The following is a 23,179-nucleotide window of genomic DNA, read 5'->3' on the forward strand; positions in this document are numbered from 1 at the left end:
CGTCGCGACCGGCCGTCCCCGCCGTCGGCGACCGCCTCACCACGCCCCGCGGAGCACGCCCTCGATCCGCTCCGGAGAGGCGTCGATCCCCGCCGGCGCCCGCTCCATCGGCGGGTCCTCGGCGACGAACGCCGCGATCGCGGGGAGGTCGTCCTCCCGAACGGCGTCGAGGTCGCGCAGGCGGTCCGGCACGGGGAGGGCGTCGCGGACGGCCGCGACCGCGTCGACGACCGCCTCGGCGACCGCGTCGTCGTCGCGTCCCTCGGCGTCGATGCCGAACCCGGCCGCGAGCGCCCGGCGGCCCGCGTCGGCCTCCTCGAAGAGGTACGCGAGGACGTGCGGGGCGACGACCGCGTGGATCGCCCCCTGTTGGACGTCGTACCGGCGGGCGAAGCCGTGACCGAACGCGTGGATGACGTTGATCTTCCGGTCGATCTGGACGAGCAGCGCGCCCGCGACGGCCCGGTCCATCGCGGCGGCCTCGTCGCCAGCGCGGTCGCCCGCGACGACCGGAAGCGCCCCGGAGAGGAGTCGGACCCCGTGGATCGCGGTCGCGTCGCTGACGGGCGAGGCGTCGCGGGCGTACGTCGTCTCGACCCCTTTGTCGAAGCCGTTCATCGCGGAGCCGGCGAGGACGGGCCGCGGCGTCGTCTCGAACAGGTCCGGATCGAGCAGATCGACGACCGGCATGGCGGAGCCCCGCACCGATATGGGGTGGTCCGTCGGCGATTCGGCGGCCGAGTACACCTCGAGTGACCCTCCGGCCGAGAGGTCCGCGCCCGCGAACGTGGTCGGCACGACGACCACGGGGAGCGCGGGCTCCGCGGTCGCCGGCGCGATCGACCCCGAGCGCGCCTCGGCCTCGAGGGCCGCGAGGTCGCGACCGTCCGCGGCGAGGACGGAGGCCTGTCTGGCGACGTCGAGGCTGCTTCCTCCGCCGACGGCGACGAGGGCGTCGGCGCCCGTCGCCGACGCCGCCTCGAGCAGGTCGAAGACGGTTTCCGCCCGCTTTTCGGGCGTCGTCCCGTCGAAGGTCCCGGCGTGTCGGTCGCCGAGCCCCTCCCGGATCGGGTCCATGAGGTCGTCGTTCGCCCCGACGTTGGAGCCGCAGACGACGAGCGCGTCGTCGACTCCTCGATCGGCGAGCGACGACCCGAGGTCGGCGACCCGCCCGCGCCCGTACAGCACCTCACAGCCCTCGTACTCCGCCTCGAACCGGTCCGCGATCGGCAACATGCCCATCCGTACCACGACGAGCGGTTTGTACCTGTGGGGAGCGGACGGATCCGGTATATAGGTCGAAACTGCCGATCCGTCCGCGTTCGTTTACGGGATCTGTCAAAAAAACATCCAGCCATCGAATAATTTATAGATAGTTGTAAGGATCATTGAGTGTCAGCATGAATCTCCCAAGCAGAATATTTGCGATCGGGGGTGCTGGGAAGGCCATTACGTACGAGCTACTGAAAGCCGATTGGGTCCAGGAGGCGGTCCTGCGACCTCGCCCGAACCCCGAGACGTTGACCGTGACCGTGATCGACACGGCGGAGGAGGAGGAGAACCGTGACCTCGAGCGGATCAAGGAGATCGAACAGCAGATCCAGGAGACGAAAGACCGGCTCCGCTCCGAACACACCGGTCGACCGGGAGAGATATCGATCGAGTACATCCCGCTCACCCGGAACATCCAGCTCCACGACCAGAACGACCTCATCGGCGAGGAGGCGGTGCCGCGGATCGCCTCGGGGGTCGGCATGGAGGAGGAGAACTGGTGGCTCAAACCGGAGTTCATCAACGAGAACCTCGACTTCGCCACCGGCGTCGTCCGGAAGCGCGGCCTGGGGAAGGGGCTCTACTACAAGGCGTACGCCGAGGACGACGACGTGCGGACGGCCATCGACCTTCCGGGCCGCGGGAAGGTCGCGGTCATCGCGGGGCTCGGCGGCGGCTCCGGCTCGGGGATCTTCATCGACCTCGTCAAACACCTCAAACGCACCCAGCGGACGGCCGAGATCACGCTGTTCGGCGTGTTGCCGAACGACGACGAGGGCGACGCGGAGAACGCGAACGCCCACGCCGCGCTCTCTGAACTGGAGTACCTCAGCCTCCAGGACGAGGACCTGTTCAAAGACCGAATCTTGATCCCGATCGACCCCACCGGGTTCGGCGGGAAGAAGGCGAACATCCTCCAGAGCTCGGACGCGCTCTTAGAGTTCGACCGGGCGGCGATCTACCTGATCGCGACCTACTACAACATGATGGACATGGAGGACCCGTTCGCGGACACGCCCTCCTACGCTCCCTTCATCATCGGGATACCGCAGGTCCTCCGGTACAACGTCGACGCGATACAGGACGCGAAGACCGTCACGAAGGACATCCTGAACGCCAAACAGGACGCCCTCGAGGCGGAGGCGGACATCTACGCCGGCGTCGACCGGTTCCTCTCGCGCGAGTGGAGCCCCGACGGCATGAACGGCGAGCTCCACGACTCCGACCGGACGGACCTCGAGACGCGGCTCAACAACGTGAAGTCGCTGCTCGACCTCGATCTGTTCACGGAGCTCGACTACGAGTCGGTCTCGATCTACCGCGAGATCGTCTCGGAGGCGGAGATGGAGGCGGACGACATCGTCGAGCTCATCGAGGTGATCGGCGGCTCGATCCGCGCCGGTACCGCCGAGGTGAGCAGCGACGGCGAGCAGTTCGTCGACAGCATCGACAAGCAGCTCGGCGACGTGATCCGCGACGAACTGAACCGGCTCGCCCACCGGAAGGACCTCCTCGTGCGGCTCCGCGCGGTCGACGACAACCGCGTCGAGAGCACGATCAGCTACCTTCTCGCGCTGGAGGACGAGGCGATAAACGCCGGCGTCCGGCTCAACCAGCTCGAGGCAAAACTCGATGAGGCCACGGAGCGGAGAGACCGGCTCCAGTCCGACTTGGAGGACGCGGACGAGGAGCTCGAGGAGCGGCGGCGGTCCCAACAGGACGAGGTCGACCGCCGCGTCGACGAGTGGGAGCGGTCGGTCCAGCCGATCTACGAGGAGTACGAGGACTGCCGCTCGATCGACGCCGAGCGGATGGGCGACGACCTCGAGATGGCCCTCGAGACGTACGGCCGCGAGGTGAAGAACGCCGAGACGGAAGACCAGCTCGAGGCGGTGAGCGACGGACAGGTCCGGAGTACGCTCAACGAGCTCTCCGAGGAGTTCGACCGCGTCGGGATCAACGTCTCCGACACCGAACGACGGATAAACGCCTCCCTGGCCGACCTGGCGGACGCCAAACAGGCGTTCCTCCAGATGAACCAGGAGGAGGGGACCCTCGAGTCCATCCTCCCGTGGGACACCTCCGGCGAGGAGGAGCGCAAGCAGGCGCAGAAGAACTACCGGATGAAGCGCAACCAGCTCGACGACAACGAGGTGTTCACGATCTCCCGCGCCGGCGACTCGCTGTCGATCGAGCTGGAGTTCTCCGTCGGCAGCCTCCAGCGGACGATAGAGGAGGAGCTCGAGAATCGCCGCCGCGACATCCTCACGGAGACGCGCGCCGAACTCGAGACGGACAGTCCGCGGGCGCTCGACGAGATCGAGCGGCAGCTCGACGCGGGCGCGAGCTTCTCCGAGCTCGCGCGCGAGTTCGAGGAGCTGATCAAAGACGAGGTCATCGAGACCGACGACATCGAGCGCCGGCGCGACGAGCTACAGTCGGAGCTCGAGGACGCGGAGCACAAAGCCGAGCTGTACGAGGGGACCGTCAGCCTCTTCGAGGAGCTCAACGGCCCGCGAGACGTGTTCATGAACTCGCAGAACGAGTACCGGAACCTGCGGGAGAACTACAACGAGAGCCGGGAGACCACCGTCTCGACGGAGGACGAGCAGTACCACTACGTCAAGACGGTCAAGCCGCACGACATCCTCCAGCTCAGGGACGACTCGGACATCGCGGAGAGCAAGCTGTTCGACGACGAGACTGAGCGCCAGCGGCTCCGCGGCTCCCTCGAGGAGCTCGCGAAGAACGCGCACAACCCCAAGTACACCGGGATCCGGAAACGCCGGATCAGCGGCGACCGCTCCCGCTACAACGACATGAACATCGTCGTCGGGGTGATGAGTCGAGCGATAAACCAGATCGGCGACGTGGCGGACCTCAAGCCGGTCTTCCAGGGCGCGTACAACCTGGGTGCCGGCAGCGAGAACTTCGCGTCGTTCCCGGTCGAGGCCGGCGGAAGCTGGGACATCGGGCTCGGGATCTTCATCGACGGGATCTTCCTGGACAACCTCCGCGCGGAGGTCGAAGCCGACGGCTACCAGACCGGCTACCGGGCCAAGGAGGCATCCGACGACACCGACATCCTGGTCCATCACACCTACGGACTCGACGAGGGACAGTACGTCCGCCGCAACGACGTGTTGAACCTCGAGAACCCCAACGACACCCAGTTCTTCCTCCGCGACGAGGGGGATATCAAGGACGACCTCCTGAACGAGCACATCGAGCGCGTTCCGTTCTCCGACGGGACGAAACAGGCCGACGTGCCCTCCGAGACGACGGACGGGGGGGAGTGATCGGTAGATGACGGCGATCGGTGAGTTCCTCGAGGAGAACGGCGAGAAGGTCTTTCTCGTCGTGTACTTCGCGGTGATGGTGATCGTCGCCGGCCCGCTTTTCGTCTCGCTCGGGGAGGCGTGGCAGGCGTCGGACATCGTCAGGCCTGCCATCCTCGCGTTGAACCCGCTTTTGGGCGTCACCCTCGAACAGTTCTCCGCGCTGATGTTCGGGCTCTACCTCGGGCTGTTGATCCTCGTGACCCTCGACCCGAAAAAGCGGGTCCAGGGGATACTGTTGTGTCTCGGGACCGTCTCCGCGCTCGTCGCGCTGTTGTCGATCGGGCTGTTCATCCCGAACATCGACTTCGGGGCCAACATCGTGTGGGTCCTCGGCGGCTTCGTCGGCGGCGGACTCGTCGGCGGCGGCCCCAAGCTGCTCGAGGTTCGGACGGCGAGCGCGCTCGAGTTCCGGCGCTCCGCGACGCTCCTGTTTTATCTGATCAGCATGATCGTCGTCGGCGGGCTGATCGAATACCACGTCAACTTCCCGCAGATCCTCCAGGTCTCCGCCGAGACCGTACGGATCGTGCCGCCGAGCCCGAACGTGAGCGTCGAGTGGGCCGGCGTCGGCGTGAACACGCTGATGGCGGCGGTGTTCGTGGTCACGCTGCGCCGGTTCGTGACCTACGACGCCGAGGAGAACTTCTTCGTGTTGGGGCCGCAGGGGTCGGGGAAGTCGCTGTTCCTCGTCGGGAAGTACTTGGCCGCGCTCGACGACGCGGTCGGCCGCGAGGCCGACACGCCGCTGAACCCGAGCAGCGACCTCATGGAGCTGGTCGGGTCGCTCGACGCGGCGTCGAAGGACACCGGCTGGAAGCTCGACGCGACCGGACAGACCGACGTCGAGGACCTGAACTTCAACTTCGTCGACGGCCGGGTGTTCCCGAAGAACATCGAGCTGTCGAGTCTCGACTACGCGGGCGAGTATCTCGAACGCCTGCCGAACGCGCTGATGAGTCCGGACGACGAGATCGACAACTCGACGCTCCGGCTGCTCGCCCAGCGGGTTCGAGACGCCAACACGCTGATCTTGATCATCGACGTCGAGCGGTACCACAACAACGAGCCGCTGGAGATTGAGCCGTACTTCGACATTCTGGACGTCGCCTCGAACAAGGACGTGCTGTTGGTCGCGACGAAGTGCGACATCCTCGCCGAGGAGTTCCGCGACAAGCAGGCGCTCGAGGCCCACCAGTACTTCGACGAGTTCCAGGACTTCGTCAGCGAGACGCTTATCGAGAACAACCAGACGGTTCGGACGCTCGTACAGGACACCTCCGGGTCGGACATTTACCCGGTGTACTACCAGACGACGACCGACGAGAACGGCGAACGCGTTCCGATGCGCGACCGCAACGGGAACGTGATGACCGTCGGATTCGACGAACTCCTCGAGAAGATGGGGTGACCACGGATGCCATCACTACGCGTATACGACACGAGAGGAAACGAACACTCGCCGACGGGCGGCGGCGGCCGGTCGAACGAACGGGTGAAGGACCTGGGTCCCGCCGGCGTGAGACTCGCGATCGAGGCGGGGCGTGAGCGCAAGTTCACGATGTTCTTCCGGGCGCGGGAGACCCGGAACGCCCGAACCGAGCAGTTCTACGCCGTGTACACCACGCGGGACGGGTCGATGCGGGAGTTCATCGACGCGCTGCGGGACCGGATCGAGGCCGAGTGGGGATACACGATAGACGACTCCGCCGACGACATGAGCGTCTTCCGGGCGCTCGACGCCGGCAACACCTCGCTGCCGGGCTCCGATCAGGACAGAGCGATACTCGAGGAGCTGGTCGGCTCGCGGCAGGGCGGGACCGTCGGCGTGCGCGACGCGGAGAGCGCGCTCGGGCTCGTCAACGAGCTCATGGGCACGTACAACCGCGCCGCCGTCGCGGACTCGCCGGAGTCGAACGCGCTGTCGGATTTCGATCTGGTGGTCGCCCCCGACGGGTCGAGCGGCATCGCCCCGATCGGCGACACCGAGGAACGGTGGGAGTCGACGAAGGAGTCGATCCGCAGCCGGCTCATCGACGAGGAGATCGCCTCGATCAACGAGTCCGTCCAGACGCTCTCGCGGGAGCACGGCCTCTCGAGTTCGGAGATCCGGCGGCGGGTGAGCCAGCGCGTCCCGGCGTTGAGCGCGCCGAGTTCCGGCGGCTCCACGGCCGACCGGCTCTCGAGTGCGGGCTCCTCGAGCCGGTTCGACATGGCCGAGATCGGCAAGTACGTCGCCATCGGCGCGATCGTGTTGATCGTGTTGATCGGCGGGTTCTTCGGCGCGAGCGCCCTCGGCCTGATCGGCGGCGGGGGCGGCGACGACCCCGGCGCAGCCAACGGGACGGACGCCGCCCTCGCCACGATCAGCGGGAGCGTGGTCGACGCGGACGGAGAGACGATCGATTCGTCGGTCGAGGTGACCGCGGAACGGATCGTCGACGCGGACGGAAACGAGACGGATGGCCCGGCGAACACGACGACGGCGGAGGGCGGAACGTTCACCCTCGAGAACGTCTCGACCGGAACGTACGAGATCTCCGCCGAATCGACCGAGGTCTTCGAGTACGGAACCGCGAAGGTCGACGTCACCGAGAACGGGACCAACGAGGTCGAACTCGCCCCGACCAGCGCGACCGTGAGCGGTACGGTCGTCGACACGAACGGCGACGAACTCAACGCGACGATCGAACTCCTCGACGGGAACGGCGAGACCGTCGACTCCGTCGAGGGGAGCAGTTACGATTTCAGCGTCGACGACCTCGAGGGGAGCTACACCGTGCGCGCCCAGGCCGACGGCCACGAGTCGGCCGAGCACACCGTGGAGTCGTTCGGTGAGCAGGCTGACATCGAACTCGAATCGACGGGAGTAAGTCTCACAGGAGATATCAGCGACACGAACGGGGAAGCGATCGAGAACGCGACCGTCGAGGTGACGATCGCTCCGGGTGACGTCCGAACGGCGACATCCAGCTTGATCGGAGAATACGAGGTCACTGGGATCCCCTCGAACGGGGAATATCGGGTTGAAGTAAGCGCTGATGGTTACGAGACGAAATCGCGAACCGTCGACTTCAGCGGGGAGAACCAGGTCTTCGAGGAGGACTTCGATCTCAACTCGTCCCAGTCGTAGTCATTCTCTCCGACCGAACTCTCACCGGAACCGACCCCGAGCCGTGGGTCGCCGTCGAGTACGTTCCCGGCGAACTCGAGCAGTCGAGTTCAGAGACTTCCTATTGGGGGGAATTCCTTTGATCGCCGATCGACTCTATTCGTCTCGCTCCAGCGACTCGAAGAGCCGTTCGATCCGCTCGCGTTCGCCCTCGGCCTCGGCGGGGTACGCGCCGGCGACGAGGACCACGTCCTCGCCGCGCTCGACGATGGTGAGGTGGATGTACCCTCGTTCCTCGGTGCCGTCGGGGAGGACGACGGTCGCCTCGTAGACGCTCACCTCGGTGGTCTCGCCGAACACCTCCTGTTCGATCGTCTCGTCGAGCTCCGGGTCGCGGATCTCGCCCTCGTACTCGGCGCTGATCTCGCCGCGCGCCTCCTCGATCAGTTCCTCCTCGTCCATGTTCGCGAGCGGGCTGAGCTGCTGGCCGGCCGCGGAGACGCCGGGCGTGCTCACGACCGCGAACACCGACTGCTCCTGGCCGGTCAGCTCCGACTCGATCTCCCGGAGGTACGCGCGGACCTCGGTGCGCGCGGTGAACTCCCGCCGCTGGCCGAACTCCTCGAACTCCTCTTCGACCACGACTGTCTCGTTTCGAACCTCCTCGAAGCCGGTCTCCTCGACGCTCGACTCCGCCGGCTCGGCCGGCTCCGCGGACCGCTCGATCTCCTCCTGTGTCGCGACCTCGACCGCGTCGGTACACCCGCTCAGGGCGATCGTCCCCGCGGTGGCCCCCGCAACCAGGAATCGACGACGTGATGGCATACAGTGACACGTTCTCGATCGCTTAATATATCACTTGTCCATCTATTCTCGATATCGATACCGAATCATTGCGGGCTTCGAACCGGCACGGGATCGATCCCGCGTCGTCGACGTGGGGCGGTCGCTCAGTCGAAGACCGCCAGCCTGAGCACCCGCGCGAACTCGCCGATCGAGTCGTACCGTTCGTCCGGGTCCGGGTCGATCGCGCGGGTTATCGGCCTGTCGAGCGCCGACGGCACGCCGGCGTGCTCGCTCGGCTTCGCGGGACGGTGGCCCGCTGGCGGACTCCCCGTCGCGGCGTGATACGCGAGCGCGCCGAGCGCGTACGTGTCGGGTTTGCCCCGCCAGAGCGGCTCCTCCGAGTCGGGGAGCTGTTCGGGGGCCGTGTACGGCGAGGCCGCACGCGTTCCGTGTTCGGGCGTGTCCACCACCGAACTGACGCCCCAGTCGTCGACGATTCCCGTCGGTTTCGTCCCCGAACCGACGACGCGGACCGTCTCCGGCGAGAGGTAGTAGTGTCTGACCGTGTACCGGCTGGCCTGCGACATCGCCTCGGCGGCGTCGACGACGGGCGAGAGCCGGGCCGCGGGGTCCTCGGGCGGGTCGTCGAGGTGGTCGCCGAGCGTGGGGACGTCCTGGATCGGATCGGTGAGGATCCACGGGTACGGCTCGGCTCCGGACCCGTACACCGTGACGATCCCGTCGTAGTGGCTGACGCTGCCCCAGTCGGTGGCGACGGAGCGGAACCGCTCCGTGAGACCCCTCCCTTCCGCGGCGTCCGGAAGCGCCAGGATCCGTCCGTCGCTGCCGTCGATCCGCTCGTCGGTGACGGCGTACGCGACGAGCGGCCCGACGGACCCGAGTGAGTCGATCGACGAGAGCTCGTCCACCGCCGCGAGCAACGGGGCCCCGTCCGAGCCGGCGGTCTCGACGCCCGTGCCGGCGGCCTCGACGCCTGTACCGGTTCCGCCGCCGCTGTCGGTGGCTTCCGGGTCCTCCTCCGGTCCGGTGGACGCGCGAGTCGACGACGCGGTCGACGAGTCGCCCGTCGTCTCCGGAGACGACGCGACGCCGTCGGAGGCGTCAGCGGTCCCGGACGCGTCGATCCCGGCGTTCTTCGTCCCCGTTACGCCGGTCGCCTCCGAGTCGCTGGCTCCCGCGACGCCCGTCGAACTCGTCTCGTTCGCTTCCGGCGACGTCGGTCCGGTCGACGAGGGGCCGGCGTCCGCTCCCGCTCCCGTCACCGGGGAGGAACCGCCCGAGTTCGCACCGAGGAATCGATACGCTGCGAGCGCGACGACCGTGAGCCCGCCGGCGGCGCCGAGGAGCCCGACCGCCGGAATCCCGCTCGCCCAGCCCGAGGCGCCCGAACCGGCCGCGGTGCCGTCGTTCGAACTGGCTCCCGACTCGGCGGTGCTTTCGTCGGAAGGGCCGGAGCCACCGTCGTCGGCGCCGCCGTCCGTGGAGTCGTCGGCGTCCGGATCCGTCGAGTCGTCCGAACCGGTCGAACCGGTCGAACCGCTCGAGGAGTCGCCTCCCCCCTCGAACTCGACGCCCGCCGCCACGTGATGGTGTCCGAGCGTCCCGAGCGACGTCCGCGACCCGACGCCGTGGCCGTCGCCCGCGAGGTCGACGACCGTCGGCGAGGAGAAGACCGCGTCCTCGGGGTCGTCGAACAGCCATCGTCGCTCGCCGCTCTCGGCGTCGAATCCGTACACCTCTCCGGCGGCGTTCCCGACGAACACCGTTCCCTCCCGGACCGTCGGCGAGGAGTTGACCTGATCGCCGGTGTTCTTCGACCACTCCGGATCGCCGTCCTCGGCGTCGAGCGCGTACAGCGACCCGCCGACGGAACCGACGTAGACGGTGCCGTCGACGACCGTCGGCGAGGAGACCACGCCCGCGATCCCGTCGCTCGTCCACCGCTTTTCACCCGTCTCGGCGTCGAGCGCGTGGAGCCCGACGTCGACCCCGACGGAGCCGACGTAGACGGTGTCGTCGACGACCGTCGGCGAGGAGAAGACGATGTCCCCGAGGTCCGTGCTCCACGTCGTCTCGCCGGCCTCGGCGTCGACCGCGTACAGTCGCTCGTCGAAGGAGCCGACGTAGAGCGTCCCGTCGACGACGGCCGGCGACGAGGAGAGTCCGTCCTCGGGGTCCGAGACTCGCCACCGCTCCGTCCCGTCGGCGGTCGCGAGCGCGAGGATCGCTCCCGTCTCCGTTCCGACGTGGAGCGTCTCCCCGTCGACGGCCGGCGAGGAGACCACGGCGCTCACGGCGTCGGAGACGCGCCACTCCTCCGTTCCCTCGCTCCGATCGAGCGCGACGATCGATCCGGAGCTGGACCCGACGAACACCCGGTCGTTGATCACGGTCGGCGAGGAGACGATCCCCCCGTCCTCGCCGTCGCCGGCCTCGAAGGACCACACGGAGTCGCCGGTTTCGGCGTCGACCGCGTACAGCGAGCCGTCCGTCGATCCGACGTAGACGGTGCCGTCGACGACCGTCGGCGAGGAAGAGACCGCGTCGCTCGGCTCCTCGAAGCGCCAGACCGCCTCGCCGGTCTCGGCGTCGACCGCGTACAGCGAGCCGTCGTCGGAGCCGACGTAGATCGCTCGATCCGGTACGTGGTTCGTCGCCGCCGCGGTCGGTAACTCGTCGGCTATCCCCCACGCCGAGACGCCGATCGCCGACAACATTCCGGCCGTCCCGCGGAGCACGGACCGCCTGGCGGGCCGACCCCGGATCGCCGACGCTCCGGCACCGTCCCGGTCGCGACTCGTCCCCGATCCGTCGGGCCCCGTCATGCCGAACACTAGTCAGACCGATGCCATGAGTGTTTCCTCCCCGGTCGAATCCGCCGGCCGCCACAAGAGTCATCCGACGCCGACCCGGAGTCGTCACCGACGCGGTCGAGGTCGGAGACCGGCCGCTCCCCGCTCTCCCCTCCATCATGAAACGCTATCCGTCGCTTCCGACCGTTTCCGACGCTCCCGAGGGGCTCCTCTCTGGACATCTCTGGCTCCTCGAACTGATCGACGGCTGGCACCTCCGGTTCCGGATGACCGACTCCGGGCTCATCCGGTTCGGCGATCGGGAGGCCGTCTACGACGACCCCGGCGAACTCCCGGACGCGTACGGCCACGCGGTCCGCCACGTCAGAGAGCGGTTCGACCGGGAGACGCTCCGGGACGCGGTCGAGGACGTGTCCGACGTCGTCTTCTTCGGCGTGGCGACCGGCCGGCGAACGATCGGGTACGACTGGTCCCGGACGCCGTCGTTTCTCGGACACGACGTGTGGTCGGCGGACGCGGGCGCGTTCCGGCCGCCGGACGCCGCGGAGGCGATCTTCGAGCGGCTCGGGCTCGATCCGGTGAACGCCGTCGAACGCGAGCGCCGCGCTCGCGACTTCGATCCCGAGTCCTACGCCGTCCCGTCGTCCGCGTGGTACGACGGCCCTGCGGCCGGGGTCGTCGTCCGGAACAAGGCGGGCGGTCGGGGCGTGATCCGGAACGAGATCACTGAGAACAGAGGCGGTGACGCCGATGTCGAACGAGGCGGTGACGCTGGCGCCGATGACGTCTCGCCCACGGACGCGGCCGCGACCTACGGGAGCCGCGAGCGCCTCCGACGGATCGCGACGCGGATCGCTGACCGCGGCCGCCCGGTCACGACCGACGCGCTCGCGGAGCGGGCGTTCGAGGCGTTTCTCCGCGAGCGACATCCGGACGTCTCCAGGGAGGGCGAGGGCTCGACCCGGAGGGTGATCCGCTCGGAACTCCGCTCCCGATCCCGGCGGTTTCTCGACGACCGGAGCGAGTGACCCGTCGGGAGGACGCGGTGCTCGTCGCGGTCGAGCGCGACGCCCCCCACTCGAGCGAGTTTCCCGGTCATCCGCGACCGACGACGGCGCGGAGATCGCCTCGGTACGCGGTCGCCGCGACCGCGAGGGTCGCCGCCGCACCGACCGGGAGGACGGTCAGCCATCCCGAGACGGCCCCGACGCCGAACCGACCCGCCACGCCCACCCCCACCCACAGGCTCGCGATCGCGGCGAGAAGCAGGAGCCCGCCCGTCACGCGCCGGTCCTCGCGGCCGACCGCGACGCCGCCGCCCGCGCTGATCGTCGCGAGCAGGTGGAAGGCGGTCGCGAGCGGCCAGACGCGGATCGACCGCGGGAGCGCCCCGAAGCGGCGCGGCCCGTCGGCGAAGTAGGTCCAGACCGGGTAGGCGTCAACCCCGAACGGCGATCCGACCGCTCCCGTACCGACGAGTCCCCACAGGCTCACGAGCGTCGGATCGCCGGCCGAACCCGGAACGACGGCGACGGGGACCGCCAGCAGCGTGGCGACCGCGAGCAGTTCCCGGCGGCTGCTGACGGTCGCCCGTGCTCGATGGTCCGGCATGCGACCGCGTAGTCGGGGCGGGGAGTTAACTCGGTCGGCGGTCCGCCGGAAACGGTCGACGGTCGGCGTGGACGCGGAGGTGACGAGCGCGTGGACGCGGAACGTTCTTGCCTCCGGGACGCGCGCACCCACACATGCGAGTGAGCGTCGTCGGAAGCGGCTACGTCGGAACGACCCTCGCGGCCTGCCTCGCGGACGCGGGCCACGACGTGACCGCGGTCGACATCGACCCCGACGTGGTGGCGGCGATAAACGACGGGCACGCGGCGATCCACGAGCCGGGCCTCGACGAGCTGTTGGCCGAACACGCCGGCGACCGCCTCCGGGCGACGACCGCCTACGACGGCGTTCCCGACGCCGATCTGACGTTCCTCGCGGTCGGAACTCCGTCGAACTCCGACGGGAGCATCGACCTCGCCGGACTCTCCGCGGCCGCGGAGACGGTCGGCAAGGCGATCGCGAGGGCGAGCGACGGAGCGACCGGCGGGACGGGGGAGAACGATCGCCACCTCGTCGTGATCAAGAGCACGATCACGCCGGGAGGCGTGGCGACGATCCGCGACGCGGTCCGCCGGGGCGCGGGACCGGTCGCCGACCGCGTCGAGGTCGCGACGAACCCGGAGTTCCTCCGCGAGGGAACCGCGGTCGCGGACTTCAAACAGCCCGACAAGGTCGTCTTCGGCACGGAGGCGACGTGGGCGCTGGATCGGCTGGAGGCGCTCTACGAGCCGCTTCTGGAGACCACTGACGCCCCCGTCGTCCGAACCGACCCCGAGACGGCCGTGACCATCAAGTACGCCAACAACGCCTTCCTCGCGTCGAAGGTGTCGCTCGCAAACGACCTCGGCAACGTCTGTAAGGCGTTCGGGATCGACGCCTACGAGGTGATGGACGCGGTCGGGCTCGACGACCGGATCGGCGCGCGGTTCCTCCGGTCGGGGGTCGGCTGGGGCGGGAGCTGTTTCCCGAAAGACGTCGACGCGCTCCGCGCCGCGGCCCGCGAGCAGGGGTACGAGCCCGCGATGCTCGACGCCGCGGTCGCGGTCAACGACGGCCAGCCCGAGCGCATGCTCGAGCTGCTCGATTCCCACGTCGACGTCGCGGGCGATCGCGTGGCCGTCCTCGGGTTGGCGTTCAAGCCCGGCACCGACGACACGCGCAACTCCCGCGCGATCCCCGTCATCGAGGGGCTACTGGAGCGGGACGCGGCGGTCGTCGGCTACGACCCGGTCGCGACCGAGACGATGCGCGAGCGCTTCCCCGACATCGAGTACGCGGAGTCGGCGGGGGAGGCGATCGAAGGTGCGGTCGGCGCGCTCGTGGTGACCGATTGGGACGAGTTCGCGGCGTTAGACGGGGAGTTCGACGCGATGGCCGAACCCGTGGTGATCGACGGTCGACGGATCGTCGAGCGGCGCGAGGGGATTACGTACGAGGGGCTGACGTGGTAGCGTGGTCTCGTCGCCGATGCCGGCGACCGAGTCGTGGTTGTCGCCGTAGCGGTCGATGATCTGTTCGGCCTTGTAGCCGACGACACTTCGCTCTGTGAACCTACAGTCGATCAGGTCGTCGAAGACGTGTCGCTGGAAGGTATGTCGGTGACCCCGACGATCGTCTTCGGTGATCAGTTGGAGACGCGTGCCCTTGCCTGTAGCAAGTACGATCGTTTGTATCTCTAATGAGAGTGGTGTGGTGAATACTTTGTTACTAAGCTATACGGCGCGATTGATAGTCGAGCCCAGGCAAAGGTATTCATTCATGCGTGCGCCAAGCATGATTGCTTCGATCACGTCTACTTCCTTCCGAAGCAAGATGAAATCGTTCGTGGGTTCCCATGTACGCTATTGGGATGTGGCCGGACAGAAGTGGAACGACAGACGAACCATTATAATTGTTCAATCTCTCAAATCCTCGCCGAAAAGACTGATCTGTACGGGAAGGTTGTCAACGATAGTCTTCCGGAAACGGCTTGAGATCGTGAGCAGTGTTGTGAAATACACTGCCGCCCCCAACCCGACTAACGCGAATACGACGACGATGTTGAGGCCGACGATCGAGTATGTGGACTCTAGCCATACACCGGTATAGACGAACAAGCCCATGATCGCCGCAGCGATCCACTGTTTGGCGATCTCTCCGACTGGGATTGAGAACGTGATCAATGACGAAAGTACAGCGTAAGCCATACCAAGGCTCACAGCGACGGAAGCGGCCGTCGCTGTAGCTGCGCCGACGACACCGAAGCGGGGAATGATACTGAGATTTAGTACCACGTTTCCGATAATGAATACAGTATTGACACGAAACGACAGATCGGGCCGATCGATCGCGTTTAATGTATTCGTGAACTGACGCTGATATCCTTGAATTAGTGTGGCGACGATAAGCACGGAGAGAACGACTGCTCCTCGGGAGAATTCCTCTCCGTACACTCGAAGGAGTCGTTCGCCGAGGATCGTTCCGCCAACTAACCCGGGGATCAAAATTAATCCCGCAAATGCGAGAGCGGTTTCGAAGAGATCGGCGACCGCTTCTCGGTCTTCATCGGCGGACAACGAGCTCATTTCAGGGAACAGCGTCTGACTCAACGAACCACCGAACAGTATCAGAAAGACGGCGACGTTCCAAGCCGCCGTGTAGATACCGACAAGCGAGGACGACACGAAAAAACCGAGAATTGACACGTCCACCCAGTTGAACGCTCGCGAACGGAGAGAACCGATCCATGAGAACTTCGCGTACGAAATTATACTTTGGAAGTGAGAACGTCGGGGTAGCGTTATTCGACCGAAGTTCTGGACGACTATCCACGTTCCGAGTACTGCGACGAGTGCGTATCCTATAGCGTATCCAGCAAACAGACCGACTAGACCGAGGCCCATAAAAAGTGTAGAGATCTGAACGATGCTCCGGGTTCCCGTTCGAATCGGATTGAAAATACCCGACACGTGAACGAGACTCTGTCCCTTTAAAACGGCGTTCACCAACGACTGAGCAAGGTTCACGAACAGCAATAGAACAACGAATTCCGCAGCAGGGTACCCGATATAACTGTTTACTGACTCCCTGAACAGGATCACGCAAATGGCGACCGCTACGAAGAGGATGGCACTAATGGACACGCCCGCGATAGCGTACGTACTCTGTGATTCTCCCTCACTGATACGTTTCGTGATGGCACCAGGAACGCCCATCTTCGTGAGAATACCCAACCAAGCGATCATCGAGAGAACGAGATAGTAGGTGCCGAGGCCGTTGGAACCGAGTATGCGTCCGATAAACACGGTCGCGACGAACCCAAGCACGGATGACGAGAAACGGGACGCGAAGTGGATAATTGACGTCTGTCCCAGACGCATGTATCGATTGGCGTGAGAGAGGACAATAAGGGCTCCTTTTCGATACTGGTAAGAGCAGTTCTCGTCCAATTTCGGCGCACTGAACGAGACTACGTCATGTAGCCGAGTTCGTGGAGGCGCTGTTCGACTTCGCGCTCTAGTTCATTTTCCTCCTCAGTCATGTTCGCGTTCGATAATTGTCCTATTATCGACTCCACGTACTCCCTGTCAGCAGATCCTGTGTGGCGACTAGTGTCGGGAGTGTACTGAACTCGATCTCCACGACGAACCGCATCAACAACCACTTGCCCGTCGTGCTCCCGACAGATGGCATGCCATGGTCCAAAATACGATTCCCGCTTATTTCGAGGAATCGGCAGCTGATCGCCAGGTTCTGCGATTCTGTATGATGTCGTAATCGTGATCCCGTCGTTCGGCGTAAACCGTGTTCGTTCTCCGTTGACTGCTTTCTCCACGACAGCAGGGAATCGTGTAAGTGTCGCAGGAGCATTCACGGAATCACCGCTGAACTGCCCAGGATGTTTGACGACGAGTGGTACGTGTGACACCTCATCGCCGATTCCCCAGCTATGATCGATGAGTTGAACCTCATCGTTCAGTACGCTGTATTCACCGAAGCCCTCTCCGTGATCACTGGTCACTACAACGAGTGTTTCCTCGAGTTCGTCTACGGATCGCAGATATTCCAGCAGATCACCTACATAGGCGTCTGCTTGCCGGATACAATCGTCGTAGAGACTCTCGGTGGCTTCCAGCTCCCAGAACGGCCTCTCTCCTAGATACTTGGTAGTGAGGGGCCCTCCCATCGCCTCACGGTGGAGCTTCTGAAGAGTCTCTCCACCCCAACGATCGAACTGATCCAGTGGTATGTACGGATAGTGTGCGTCCATGAGATTGAGACAAGCCGCCCAGGGACCATCACCGGAGTCTCGCCACTCTCGAAACTCCTTGATGTACTCGCCGCCATGCTCACGCTTCGGGTCGTGTGTGGCTTTCGACCGACCGAACTCACGAGATAGGCCGTTGATGATCGCCTTGAGTGGCGCATCGGAACGGAAACCAGCACGGAGGTACTCTAGATAGTTCGGATCGCCTTTGACCTGTTTCGGCCCCATCGCTTCGGGAAATGCGAGCTCTCGGCGCTTCGGACCGACGACGGTCTGAAAGAAGGAGGAGAGGTTGGACGATTCCGCGACAATCGAATTCGGGGTGAATAGCCCGGTCTGATAGCCCTTCTCGGCTAAGTCCTCCCAGATAGTATGCCCTGGTTGAATACTTGCCCCGTGAGAAGTGGCACGGTGTTCAGCGACGTGATATCCCGTAAATAGACTCACGTGGCTTGATATACTATGGATACCGGACGCGCGTGCGTTCGTGTAGGTTGTTGAATTCTCGGCAAACTCATCTAGATTCGGCGTCGTATCTCTTGGATATCCCAAGTGTCCAACGTTCTCTGCCCGTACGCTATCGAGTATCACCAAAAGAACGTTCGGCTGATTCATGGGTATAGGTCAGGAGTATATTTGTATACTTTGATGGGAGAAAGACCAAAAGATCTCTGATGAGAGTTTTTCGTCTTATGAGTAGTTCGGTACAAATATACACACACGAGACTGATCGTTAGTAATGGCAGTCAGTTTTCAGAAATGGGTGTCACAGAGCCTTTCTAATCTCCGTAATAGCAGTAAGCCGCTCACGTTGCGGTTCATACGCCCGATATACTACATTTACGTCGCCTTTCTTCTTAGTATCACAAAATGGCGACCGTAGGGAACGAATATTTTCGAGCGTGAGTGGGATGCTCTAATTCTTCTTGATGCCTGCCGTGTAGACGCTCTTCGTGAAGTCGAGGACGAGTACGATTTTATAGCGGTGGAGGAGACGATGATATCTATTGGGAGTACGCCGTTCGAATGGATGACTCATATCTTTAATTCTAGATAGTAGTAACGAGATCGAACAGACGGCGTACATTTTCGGTAACGGCTACACGGATCGCGTTTTCGGCCAGGGAGGTGATACCGGACATGCCGCGGTGCCATTCGGACCAACTGAGTACGATGTCATTGACGACGAGGATTTCGGTTACCTCGAAGAACTCTGGCGAGGAAAATTTGGTGAAGACACCGAGTGGATGATCAACGGTAATGCCAGTTCACGAACCCATCTGAAATACACTACTGATAGAGCGATTAGAGCGGGTTGAGAACGTCAGACGGAGCAACTCGTCCACTACATGTACCCGCACGATCCGTTTTCGCTTGCTGATCGTTCTGAACTGTTTCGGCCGTTCGACGCACTCCGTTCCGGAAATGTTACCCGAGAAGCCGCTTGGGACGAATACCTGACCCATCTCAAGCTCGTCTTAGACGAGGTAGAGCGTTTACTGGAGAATCTGGATGCGAATGATGTAATAATCACCGCAGATCACGGTGAGGCGTTTGGTGAGTACGGGTTCTACAGGCATGTCATCGACTGTCCGCTACCGTGTATGCGGAAAGTACCTTGGGTGAATACCTCTGCAACGGACTGCGAGAAGTACGAATCGCATGCTCCCGCCCCTGAATCTACGAACGAAACAACAGCTGAGGATCGTCTTGAGGATCTAGGATACTTATAAACTAGATACTATCAACTCAGTTGGTTCTGAGGGTGCTCTGGAGAGTCTCATCAAGTTTGTCCACGTCAACTCGAATGTCTAATCCATCCTGCTCACATTTGAGATATTGATACTCATGATTCATATTTTCTGCGAGGCGGTCGAACGTTGCCATCGTTTTGTCTCCGAATAGTTCGACTACGGTCAGGTCTTCGCCGTACAGTATGTTCGTCAATCCTGCTCCATGGGGTCCTACGACGAGTTCGGCGCTACTGAACAGTTCAACCTGTTCTTTCACACTGAGTTCTCCCAGCAGATACGTATCGATGTTGTAGCGGTCAAGGACTTGCTGTACGGCGTCATGATTTGCAATACGACGGACAGTTGCATCCTCACGTGCGACGAAAACACGCTTATCGTGATTGTCATTATATCTGAGACCAGCTCTCATTCGGTCACGGATCCAGAAACACTCTCTCGGAATCGGATCAGGAAATGTCGGAACGACAAGCGTTTCGACTTTCATTATATTGGCTCCGAATCCTACAATGTCCCCGGAGTAATCCAGTAATTCGAGAGATTCATCCATCCAAGAAGAGCGTTCCTTCGGAATGAGTAGCGTCGGATACGTTCCAGTCAGATCACCATATTTTTCGAGTAATCGTACGCGGATTAGACACTCAGCTGTCCAGTGGTAGTAGTTGTTCCACGGTGACGCAGCAAAGGTAGCTGTTCCAATTTGTTGGTCCGCAGTAGCTCTCCCTTGGAGAGCGTTGAGTGTCGGTCGAATCCCATTCTTCGCCATTGATTGGGATACCGAAACACCAGTTCGTCTGGGAACGAGGGGAGGAGTTCCAACTGAATCTGCTATAACTGTTCCCCGGTTAGTGACCCCAGGACCAGCCGGCCCTAGGAGCGTTACGTCGGAGAATTCGCAGACGAACCTATCGCCGGCAATATACTCGCTCGGCTCATCTAATCCTCGAAATCCAGATAATCCCTTGAGTCGCATGGGTTCCTCGAATTCATCGAATACATAGCATTGCTCTAGGTCGTATATCTCATCCCGACTTAGAACGTCGATTCTCTCTCGGAGATACTTTTTACACACGATTCTGTAGAGGAGGAGATCTTGGATTAGGACATCACGGCCCTCAAAAAGAAGTTCTCTCACTCCGTCTTTCCGGAATTTCCGAAGTGACCGGGCCGGTAGTTCACCGAGATCCATGTCGACTAAACCCAAGACCGGGAATGTTTTTAATCACATCGATCAACGAGATTCTCCTCCATTTGAAGTCATTATAGTTGACAACGGCTCAATAGACGAAATATCAAATGTTATTAACGAATTCGAAGAAGAATACCCCGAGATCGTTGTCGGTTATAAGGAGGAAGATATTCAGAGTTCTTACGCGGCTCGAAATACGGGAATTACATACACATCCGATGAAATGCTCGCATTCACTGATACAGATGTTAAGTTGAAAATGACTGAATCTCGGAAGTTTGCAAAATTTTTCAAGAAGAGAATATTGATTATTTAGGCTGTAACATTGAAATGTACATTCCAGAGGGAGAGAATACGTTCTGGGCACGCTATGATGTCGTGATGGGGCTTCCTGTCGAACATTATCTGAAATCTAAACAGTTCGCACCGACATGTGCGCTGGTTATTCGGAAAGAGATCATCAAGCAAGTCGGGAAGTTCGACCAATCATTAGTGTCCGGTGGCGACAAAGAATTCGGCAAGCGCGTACACAAAGCAGGGTTCAACAGTAGATACGCCGCTAACATCATTGTACGCCATCCTGCTCGAACCACATTTAAGGCCCACCTGAAGAAAGCTGCGCGAATTGGTGAGGGACAAGTCTAACTCTGGCATCGCTACGATCTTGCTGTCCATCCGCTTTCTCCGGTTCGTCTACTCCCACCCTCCCCTCGTAGAATCAAGAATAGAACACAGGAATCTCAAACCCCCTTTGTTAATTTATTTAATCTTGTATATTGTAAAATTTTTAAACTATACAATCTGTAAAGGTGTACTCTCAGTTAAGACGTGAATGACTCTATTTTGGACCTGACTCCGCAAATATAGAACGTTATAGCACTTTCTTACAAATAAGAGTGATCTCATCTGTGGTTTCATCTATTGTTGATCATTTTGAATGGGATCTATTACAGATTCAATATCGACTCCACTCTGGATATCTTGAGAGAACCGTTGGTGGTGTCAAAGCCTTGTTTGAGGTGAATTCCTACGGATTGTTGACTATCAGAACGAAGAGTTTGTGATCAAATCTCTCTTAGGAGAGATGGAACCGAATGACATTTTTTGGGATTTACTGTTGATATTCTTCGAAGACGTAACGATAAAATACGTTTACTCGCGAACTCAATAGACGAGTGACCCAAGAGCGAATAGCCCATCTGGTTGTTCCAGTGTATAATGATACAAGCGGTATCTCGAAAACTCTCGAATCTGTTTTATACCTATTAAATTCTTCAGCAATCTCCGAAATCCTCATCGTCGACAACGGCTCCACAGACAACACTGCCAACGTAATTCGTAACTACGCAGAAAACTACCAAAAGGTCCATCTCCTCGTTGAAGATGAGATACAGGGTTCCTATGCTGCTCGCAATAGAGGAATCGAACACGCGAGCGGTGATATTCTAGCCTTCCTTGACGCCGACGAAACTGTCGACGAGGACTGGTTGGAAACAGCCCTCAAAACAATGGAGGAACAAGACATCGATTACCTCGGGTGTAACGTCGAACTCACGTGCCCGAAAGACACCCTCGTTGGCAGATACAACGCTCAAACTGGTTTCCCTGTGAAGGAATATCTCGAGGAGGAGAACTACGCGCCAACGTGCGCACTTCTCGTCCGCCGAGAAATATTCGAAGACGTAGGACTCTTCGATAGCCGACTCATCTCGGGGGGCGATAGAGAGTTCGGCGAACGCGTCCACAAAGCGGGCTACAAGCAAGGATATGCCGAGGACGCCATCGTCTACCATCCCGCCCGAACCTCATTCGAGTCCCTCGCGAAAAAGAACTTCCGCGTTGGGCGGGGATTCTGTCAGAAACAGCGCTACTACCCGGATCGCTACGGGAAACCAGGGATCCCGCCGAGGCCCGACGGACCGAGTGGAGAGGACGGTGACGCCCCCGATTCGTCGCTCACGCGTCTCGCGTTCGCGTTCCTCTCAGTCGCCATGCTTGCGTGTCGCGGCCTCGGCTATTACTACGAGTTCCTGTTCGGCGAGGAAAGAGACTTTCCCGAACCTACGCGTTAGCCTTCTCGATTAGGTCCGGCGTCACCACCGCGTACAGATACCCCAACCCGACCGCTCCAGTAAACACGCCGATCGCCGCCAACTGTGCCACCGCGGCTCGCGACGGTGACCGAACGAGCCCCTCCAGCCGTCGCGGCACCCTATCCGTCACCAGCCACTTCAGATACTCTCCCTTGGCGTCGGGCGCGTCCGGGTACAAAAGATCCATCACGCGCTTGGAGTACCCCTGCCAGAACGACCGAAACAGCAGCCAGCGAAATTCCCCTCGGTACTCGAACAGGGTGTGGTGGACGACCGCGTCCTCCGCGTACACCATTCCCTTCCCGAACTGTTCCAACAGACGGATCCCGACCGGAGCCTCGTGCGCTTGGAGGTGTTTGTCACCCTTCCGTCCCGTGTTCGGATCGTACCCGCCGACCTCGAGGAACTGCTCCCGTCGGTACGAGATGTTCGACCCGTACGTGTTCCGGACCTCCTCGCCGTCCTCCGCGAAGCCAGGTTCGACACAGCCGACGAGCCAGTAGAACTCCTCGGGGAAGAAGTCGGGCCGGTCACCCTGCCAGTCGGGTTTGACGTCGCCGCCGACCGCGATCGCGTCGGTCGTCTCGTACACCTCGACGAGCGACTCGATCCAGTCGTCCTCCGCGACTCCGTCGTCGTCAATGAACGCGATGATCTCGCCGGAGGCCAGTTCCCCACCCTTCGTCCGGCTGTAGGAGATCCCGCGGTTCTCCTCGTTGTCGTGGATCACGACGTTCTCACGAGCACCAAAGTCCTCCAGTGCTCGCTCGTACACTTCGGGGTTGCCGTCGATCACCAACACGACCTCGATCGGGTCGTACGTCTGGGAGAGTGCGCTCTCGACGGCCTCCGTGAACGCGTCGTAGCGGTCCATCGTGTACGTACAGACGACGACGGAGACCTTCATCGGCCGGCGGTTTCTCCGCGTCGCGAATAAGCGTTCTGAC

At 62.0% G+C, this 23,179-nt stretch carries 17 protein-coding genes; 9 read left to right on the forward strand and 8 right to left on the reverse strand.

Annotation, left to right across the window (positions count from 1 at the left end; translation table 11 throughout):
• Positions 1–36: 36 nt before the first annotated feature.
• Entirely contained in the window at positions 37–1,236 is a 1,200-nt protein-coding gene (locus NO889_RS06270) for an iron-containing alcohol dehydrogenase family protein (protein ID WP_256411430.1), read from the reverse strand.
• A gap of 164 nt (positions 1,237–1,400) precedes the next feature.
• On the opposite strand from NO889_RS06270, the gene NO889_RS06275 reads away from it, so the two are divergent.
• Genes NO889_RS06275 through NO889_RS06285 form a run of 3 tightly spaced genes read left to right on the forward strand, consistent with a single transcriptional unit; the run spans position 1,401 to position 7,743 of the window.
• Positions 1,401–4,571, forward strand: coding sequence for a tubulin-like doman-containing protein (locus tag NO889_RS06275; protein ID WP_256411431.1), 3,171 nt, complete (start codon positions 1,401–1,403; stop codon positions 4,569–4,571).
• A 7-nt stretch (positions 4,572–4,578) separates the two neighbouring features.
• Positions 4,579–6,021, forward strand: a complete 1,443-nt coding sequence (locus tag NO889_RS06280; protein WP_256411432.1) for a hypothetical protein — start codon at positions 4,579–4,581, stop codon at positions 6,019–6,021.
• A gap of 6 nt (positions 6,022–6,027) precedes the next feature.
• Positions 6,028–7,743 (forward strand): carboxypeptidase-like regulatory domain-containing protein, encoded by a 1,716-nt coding sequence (locus NO889_RS06285; RefSeq protein ID WP_256411433.1) that lies wholly within the window; start codon positions 6,028–6,030, stop codon positions 7,741–7,743.
• A 135-nt stretch (positions 7,744–7,878) separates the two neighbouring features.
• Here the strand turns inward: NO889_RS06285 and NO889_RS06290 are convergent, their stop codons facing one another.
• Complete coding sequence (locus NO889_RS06290) at positions 7,879–8,547, reverse strand: DUF6517 family protein (RefSeq protein ID WP_256411434.1); 669 nt, start codon at positions 8,545–8,547, stop codon at positions 7,879–7,881.
• 125 nt (positions 8,548–8,672) lie between these two features.
• Entirely contained in the window at positions 8,673–11,354 is a 2,682-nt protein-coding gene (locus NO889_RS06295) for an outer membrane protein assembly factor BamB family protein (RefSeq protein WP_256411435.1), read from the reverse strand.
• A 146-nt stretch (positions 11,355–11,500) separates the two neighbouring features.
• Between NO889_RS06295 and NO889_RS06300 the strand changes: the two genes are divergently transcribed.
• A complete protein-coding gene (locus NO889_RS06300; protein ID WP_256411436.1) occupies positions 11,501–12,370 on the forward strand; it encodes an RNA ligase family protein in 870 nt (289 codons plus the stop codon).
• A 67-nt stretch (positions 12,371–12,437) separates the two neighbouring features.
• Here the strand turns inward: NO889_RS06300 and NO889_RS06305 are convergent, their stop codons facing one another.
• Positions 12,438–12,953 (reverse strand): TIGR04206 family protein, encoded by a 516-nt coding sequence (locus tag NO889_RS06305; RefSeq protein ID WP_256411437.1) that lies wholly within the window; start codon positions 12,951–12,953, stop codon positions 12,438–12,440.
• Between the two features lie 134 nt (positions 12,954–13,087).
• On the opposite strand from NO889_RS06305, the gene aglM reads away from it, so the two are divergent.
• Positions 13,088–14,404 (forward strand): UDP-glucose 6-dehydrogenase AglM, encoded by a 1,317-nt coding sequence (aglM, locus tag NO889_RS06310; protein ID WP_256411438.1) that lies wholly within the window; start codon positions 13,088–13,090, stop codon positions 14,402–14,404.
• 444 nt (positions 14,405–14,848) lie between these two features.
• Here the strand turns inward: aglM and NO889_RS06315 are convergent, their stop codons facing one another.
• Both NO889_RS06315 and NO889_RS06320 read right to left on the reverse strand, forming a co-directional pair.
• Positions 14,849–16,312, reverse strand: coding sequence for an oligosaccharide flippase family protein (locus NO889_RS06315; RefSeq protein ID WP_256411439.1), 1,464 nt, complete (start codon positions 16,310–16,312; stop codon positions 14,849–14,851).
• An 89-nt stretch (positions 16,313–16,401) separates the two neighbouring features.
• Positions 16,402–17,814, reverse strand: coding sequence for a sulfatase-like hydrolase/transferase (locus tag NO889_RS06320; RefSeq protein ID WP_256411440.1), 1,413 nt, complete (start codon positions 17,812–17,814; stop codon positions 16,402–16,404).
• Between the two features lie 734 nt (positions 17,815–18,548).
• Here NO889_RS06320 and NO889_RS06325 point away from each other — a divergent pair.
• Entirely contained in the window at positions 18,549–18,932 is a 384-nt protein-coding gene (locus tag NO889_RS06325; RefSeq protein ID WP_256411441.1) for a hypothetical protein, read from the forward strand.
• A 16-nt stretch (positions 18,933–18,948) separates the two neighbouring features.
• Here NO889_RS06325 and NO889_RS06330 read toward each other — a convergent pair whose 3' ends face one another.
• Complete coding sequence (locus NO889_RS06330) at positions 18,949–20,139, reverse strand: glycosyltransferase family 61 protein (protein ID WP_256411442.1); 1,191 nt, start codon at positions 20,137–20,139, stop codon at positions 18,949–18,951.
• On the opposite strand from NO889_RS06330, the gene NO889_RS06335 reads away from it, so the two are divergent.
• The 3 genes from NO889_RS06335 to NO889_RS06345 all read left to right on the forward strand — a co-directional run bounded on the left by NO889_RS06335 (position 20,138) and on the right by NO889_RS06345 (position 22,211).
• Positions 20,138–20,455: a glycosyltransferase family A protein gene (locus NO889_RS06335; RefSeq protein ID WP_256411443.1), complete on the forward strand. Its 318-nt coding sequence runs from the start codon at positions 20,138–20,140 to the stop codon at positions 20,453–20,455. The genes NO889_RS06330 and NO889_RS06335 overlap by 2 nt on opposite strands.
• Positions 20,456–20,469: 14 nt before the next feature.
• On the forward strand, positions 20,470–20,784 hold the full coding sequence (locus NO889_RS06340) for a glycosyltransferase family 2 protein (RefSeq protein ID WP_256411444.1): 315 nt from the start codon (positions 20,470–20,472) through the stop codon (positions 20,782–20,784).
• A 530-nt stretch (positions 20,785–21,314) separates the two neighbouring features.
• A complete protein-coding gene (locus NO889_RS06345) occupies positions 21,315–22,211 on the forward strand; it encodes a glycosyltransferase family 2 protein (protein ID WP_256411445.1) in 897 nt (298 codons plus the stop codon).
• On the opposite strand, the gene aglG is transcribed toward NO889_RS06345, so the two are convergent.
• Positions 22,201–23,139 carry a glucosyl-dolichyl phosphate glucuronosyltransferase gene (gene aglG, locus NO889_RS06350; protein ID WP_256411446.1) on the reverse strand — a complete coding sequence of 313 codons (939 nt, stop codon included), beginning with the start codon at positions 23,137–23,139 and terminating at the stop codon, positions 22,201–22,203. The genes NO889_RS06345 and aglG overlap by 11 nt on opposite strands.
• Between the last annotated feature and the right edge of the window lie 40 nt (positions 23,140–23,179).

Origin of the sequence: Halorubrum rubrum, from assembly GCF_024494685.1 — an archaeon.
Taxonomy (GTDB): domain Archaea; phylum Halobacteriota; class Halobacteria; order Halobacteriales; family Haloferacaceae; genus Halorubrum; species Halorubrum rubrum.

Bases quoted from the DNA above. Each gene is read 5' to 3' on its own strand.
- NO889_RS06270 (WP_256411430.1), bottom strand. From the start codon at position 1,236: ATGTTGCCGATCGCGGACCGGTTCGAGGCGGAGTACGAGGGCTGTGAG.
- NO889_RS06275 (WP_256411431.1), top strand. From the start codon at position 1,401: ATGAATCTCCCAAGCAGAATATTTGCGATCGGGGGTGCTGGGAAGGCC.
- NO889_RS06280 (WP_256411432.1), top strand. From the start codon at position 4,579: ATGACGGCGATCGGTGAGTTCCTCGAGGAGAACGGCGAGAAGGTCTTT.
- NO889_RS06285 (WP_256411433.1), top strand. From the start codon at position 6,028: ATGCCATCACTACGCGTATACGACACGAGAGGAAACGAACACTCGCCG.
- NO889_RS06290 (WP_256411434.1), bottom strand. From the start codon at position 8,547: ATGCCATCACGTCGTCGATTCCTGGTTGCGGGGGCCACCGCGGGGACG.
- NO889_RS06295 (WP_256411435.1), bottom strand. From the start codon at position 11,354: ATGACGGGGCCCGACGGATCGGGGACGAGTCGCGACCGGGACGGTGCC.
- NO889_RS06300 (WP_256411436.1), top strand. From the start codon at position 11,501: ATGAAACGCTATCCGTCGCTTCCGACCGTTTCCGACGCTCCCGAGGGG.
- NO889_RS06305 (WP_256411437.1), bottom strand. From the start codon at position 12,953: ATGCCGGACCATCGAGCACGGGCGACCGTCAGCAGCCGCCGGGAACTG.
- aglM (WP_256411438.1), top strand. From the start codon at position 13,088: ATGCGAGTGAGCGTCGTCGGAAGCGGCTACGTCGGAACGACCCTCGCG.
- NO889_RS06315 (WP_256411439.1), bottom strand. From the start codon at position 16,312: ATGCGTCTGGGACAGACGTCAATTATCCACTTCGCGTCCCGTTTCTCG.
- NO889_RS06320 (WP_256411440.1), bottom strand. From the start codon at position 17,814: ATGAATCAGCCGAACGTTCTTTTGGTGATACTCGATAGCGTACGGGCA.
- NO889_RS06325 (WP_256411441.1), top strand. From the start codon at position 18,549: ATGTACCCGCACGATCCGTTTTCGCTTGCTGATCGTTCTGAACTGTTT.
- NO889_RS06335 (WP_256411443.1), top strand. From the start codon at position 20,138: ATGTCGACTAAACCCAAGACCGGGAATGTTTTTAATCACATCGATCAA.
- NO889_RS06330 (WP_256411442.1), bottom strand. From the start codon at position 20,139: ATGGATCTCGGTGAACTACCGGCCCGGTCACTTCGGAAATTCCGGAAA.
- NO889_RS06340 (WP_256411444.1), top strand. From the start codon at position 20,470: ATGTACATTCCAGAGGGAGAGAATACGTTCTGGGCACGCTATGATGTC.
- aglG (WP_256411446.1), bottom strand. From the start codon at position 23,139: ATGAAGGTCTCCGTCGTCGTCTGTACGTACACGATGGACCGCTACGAC.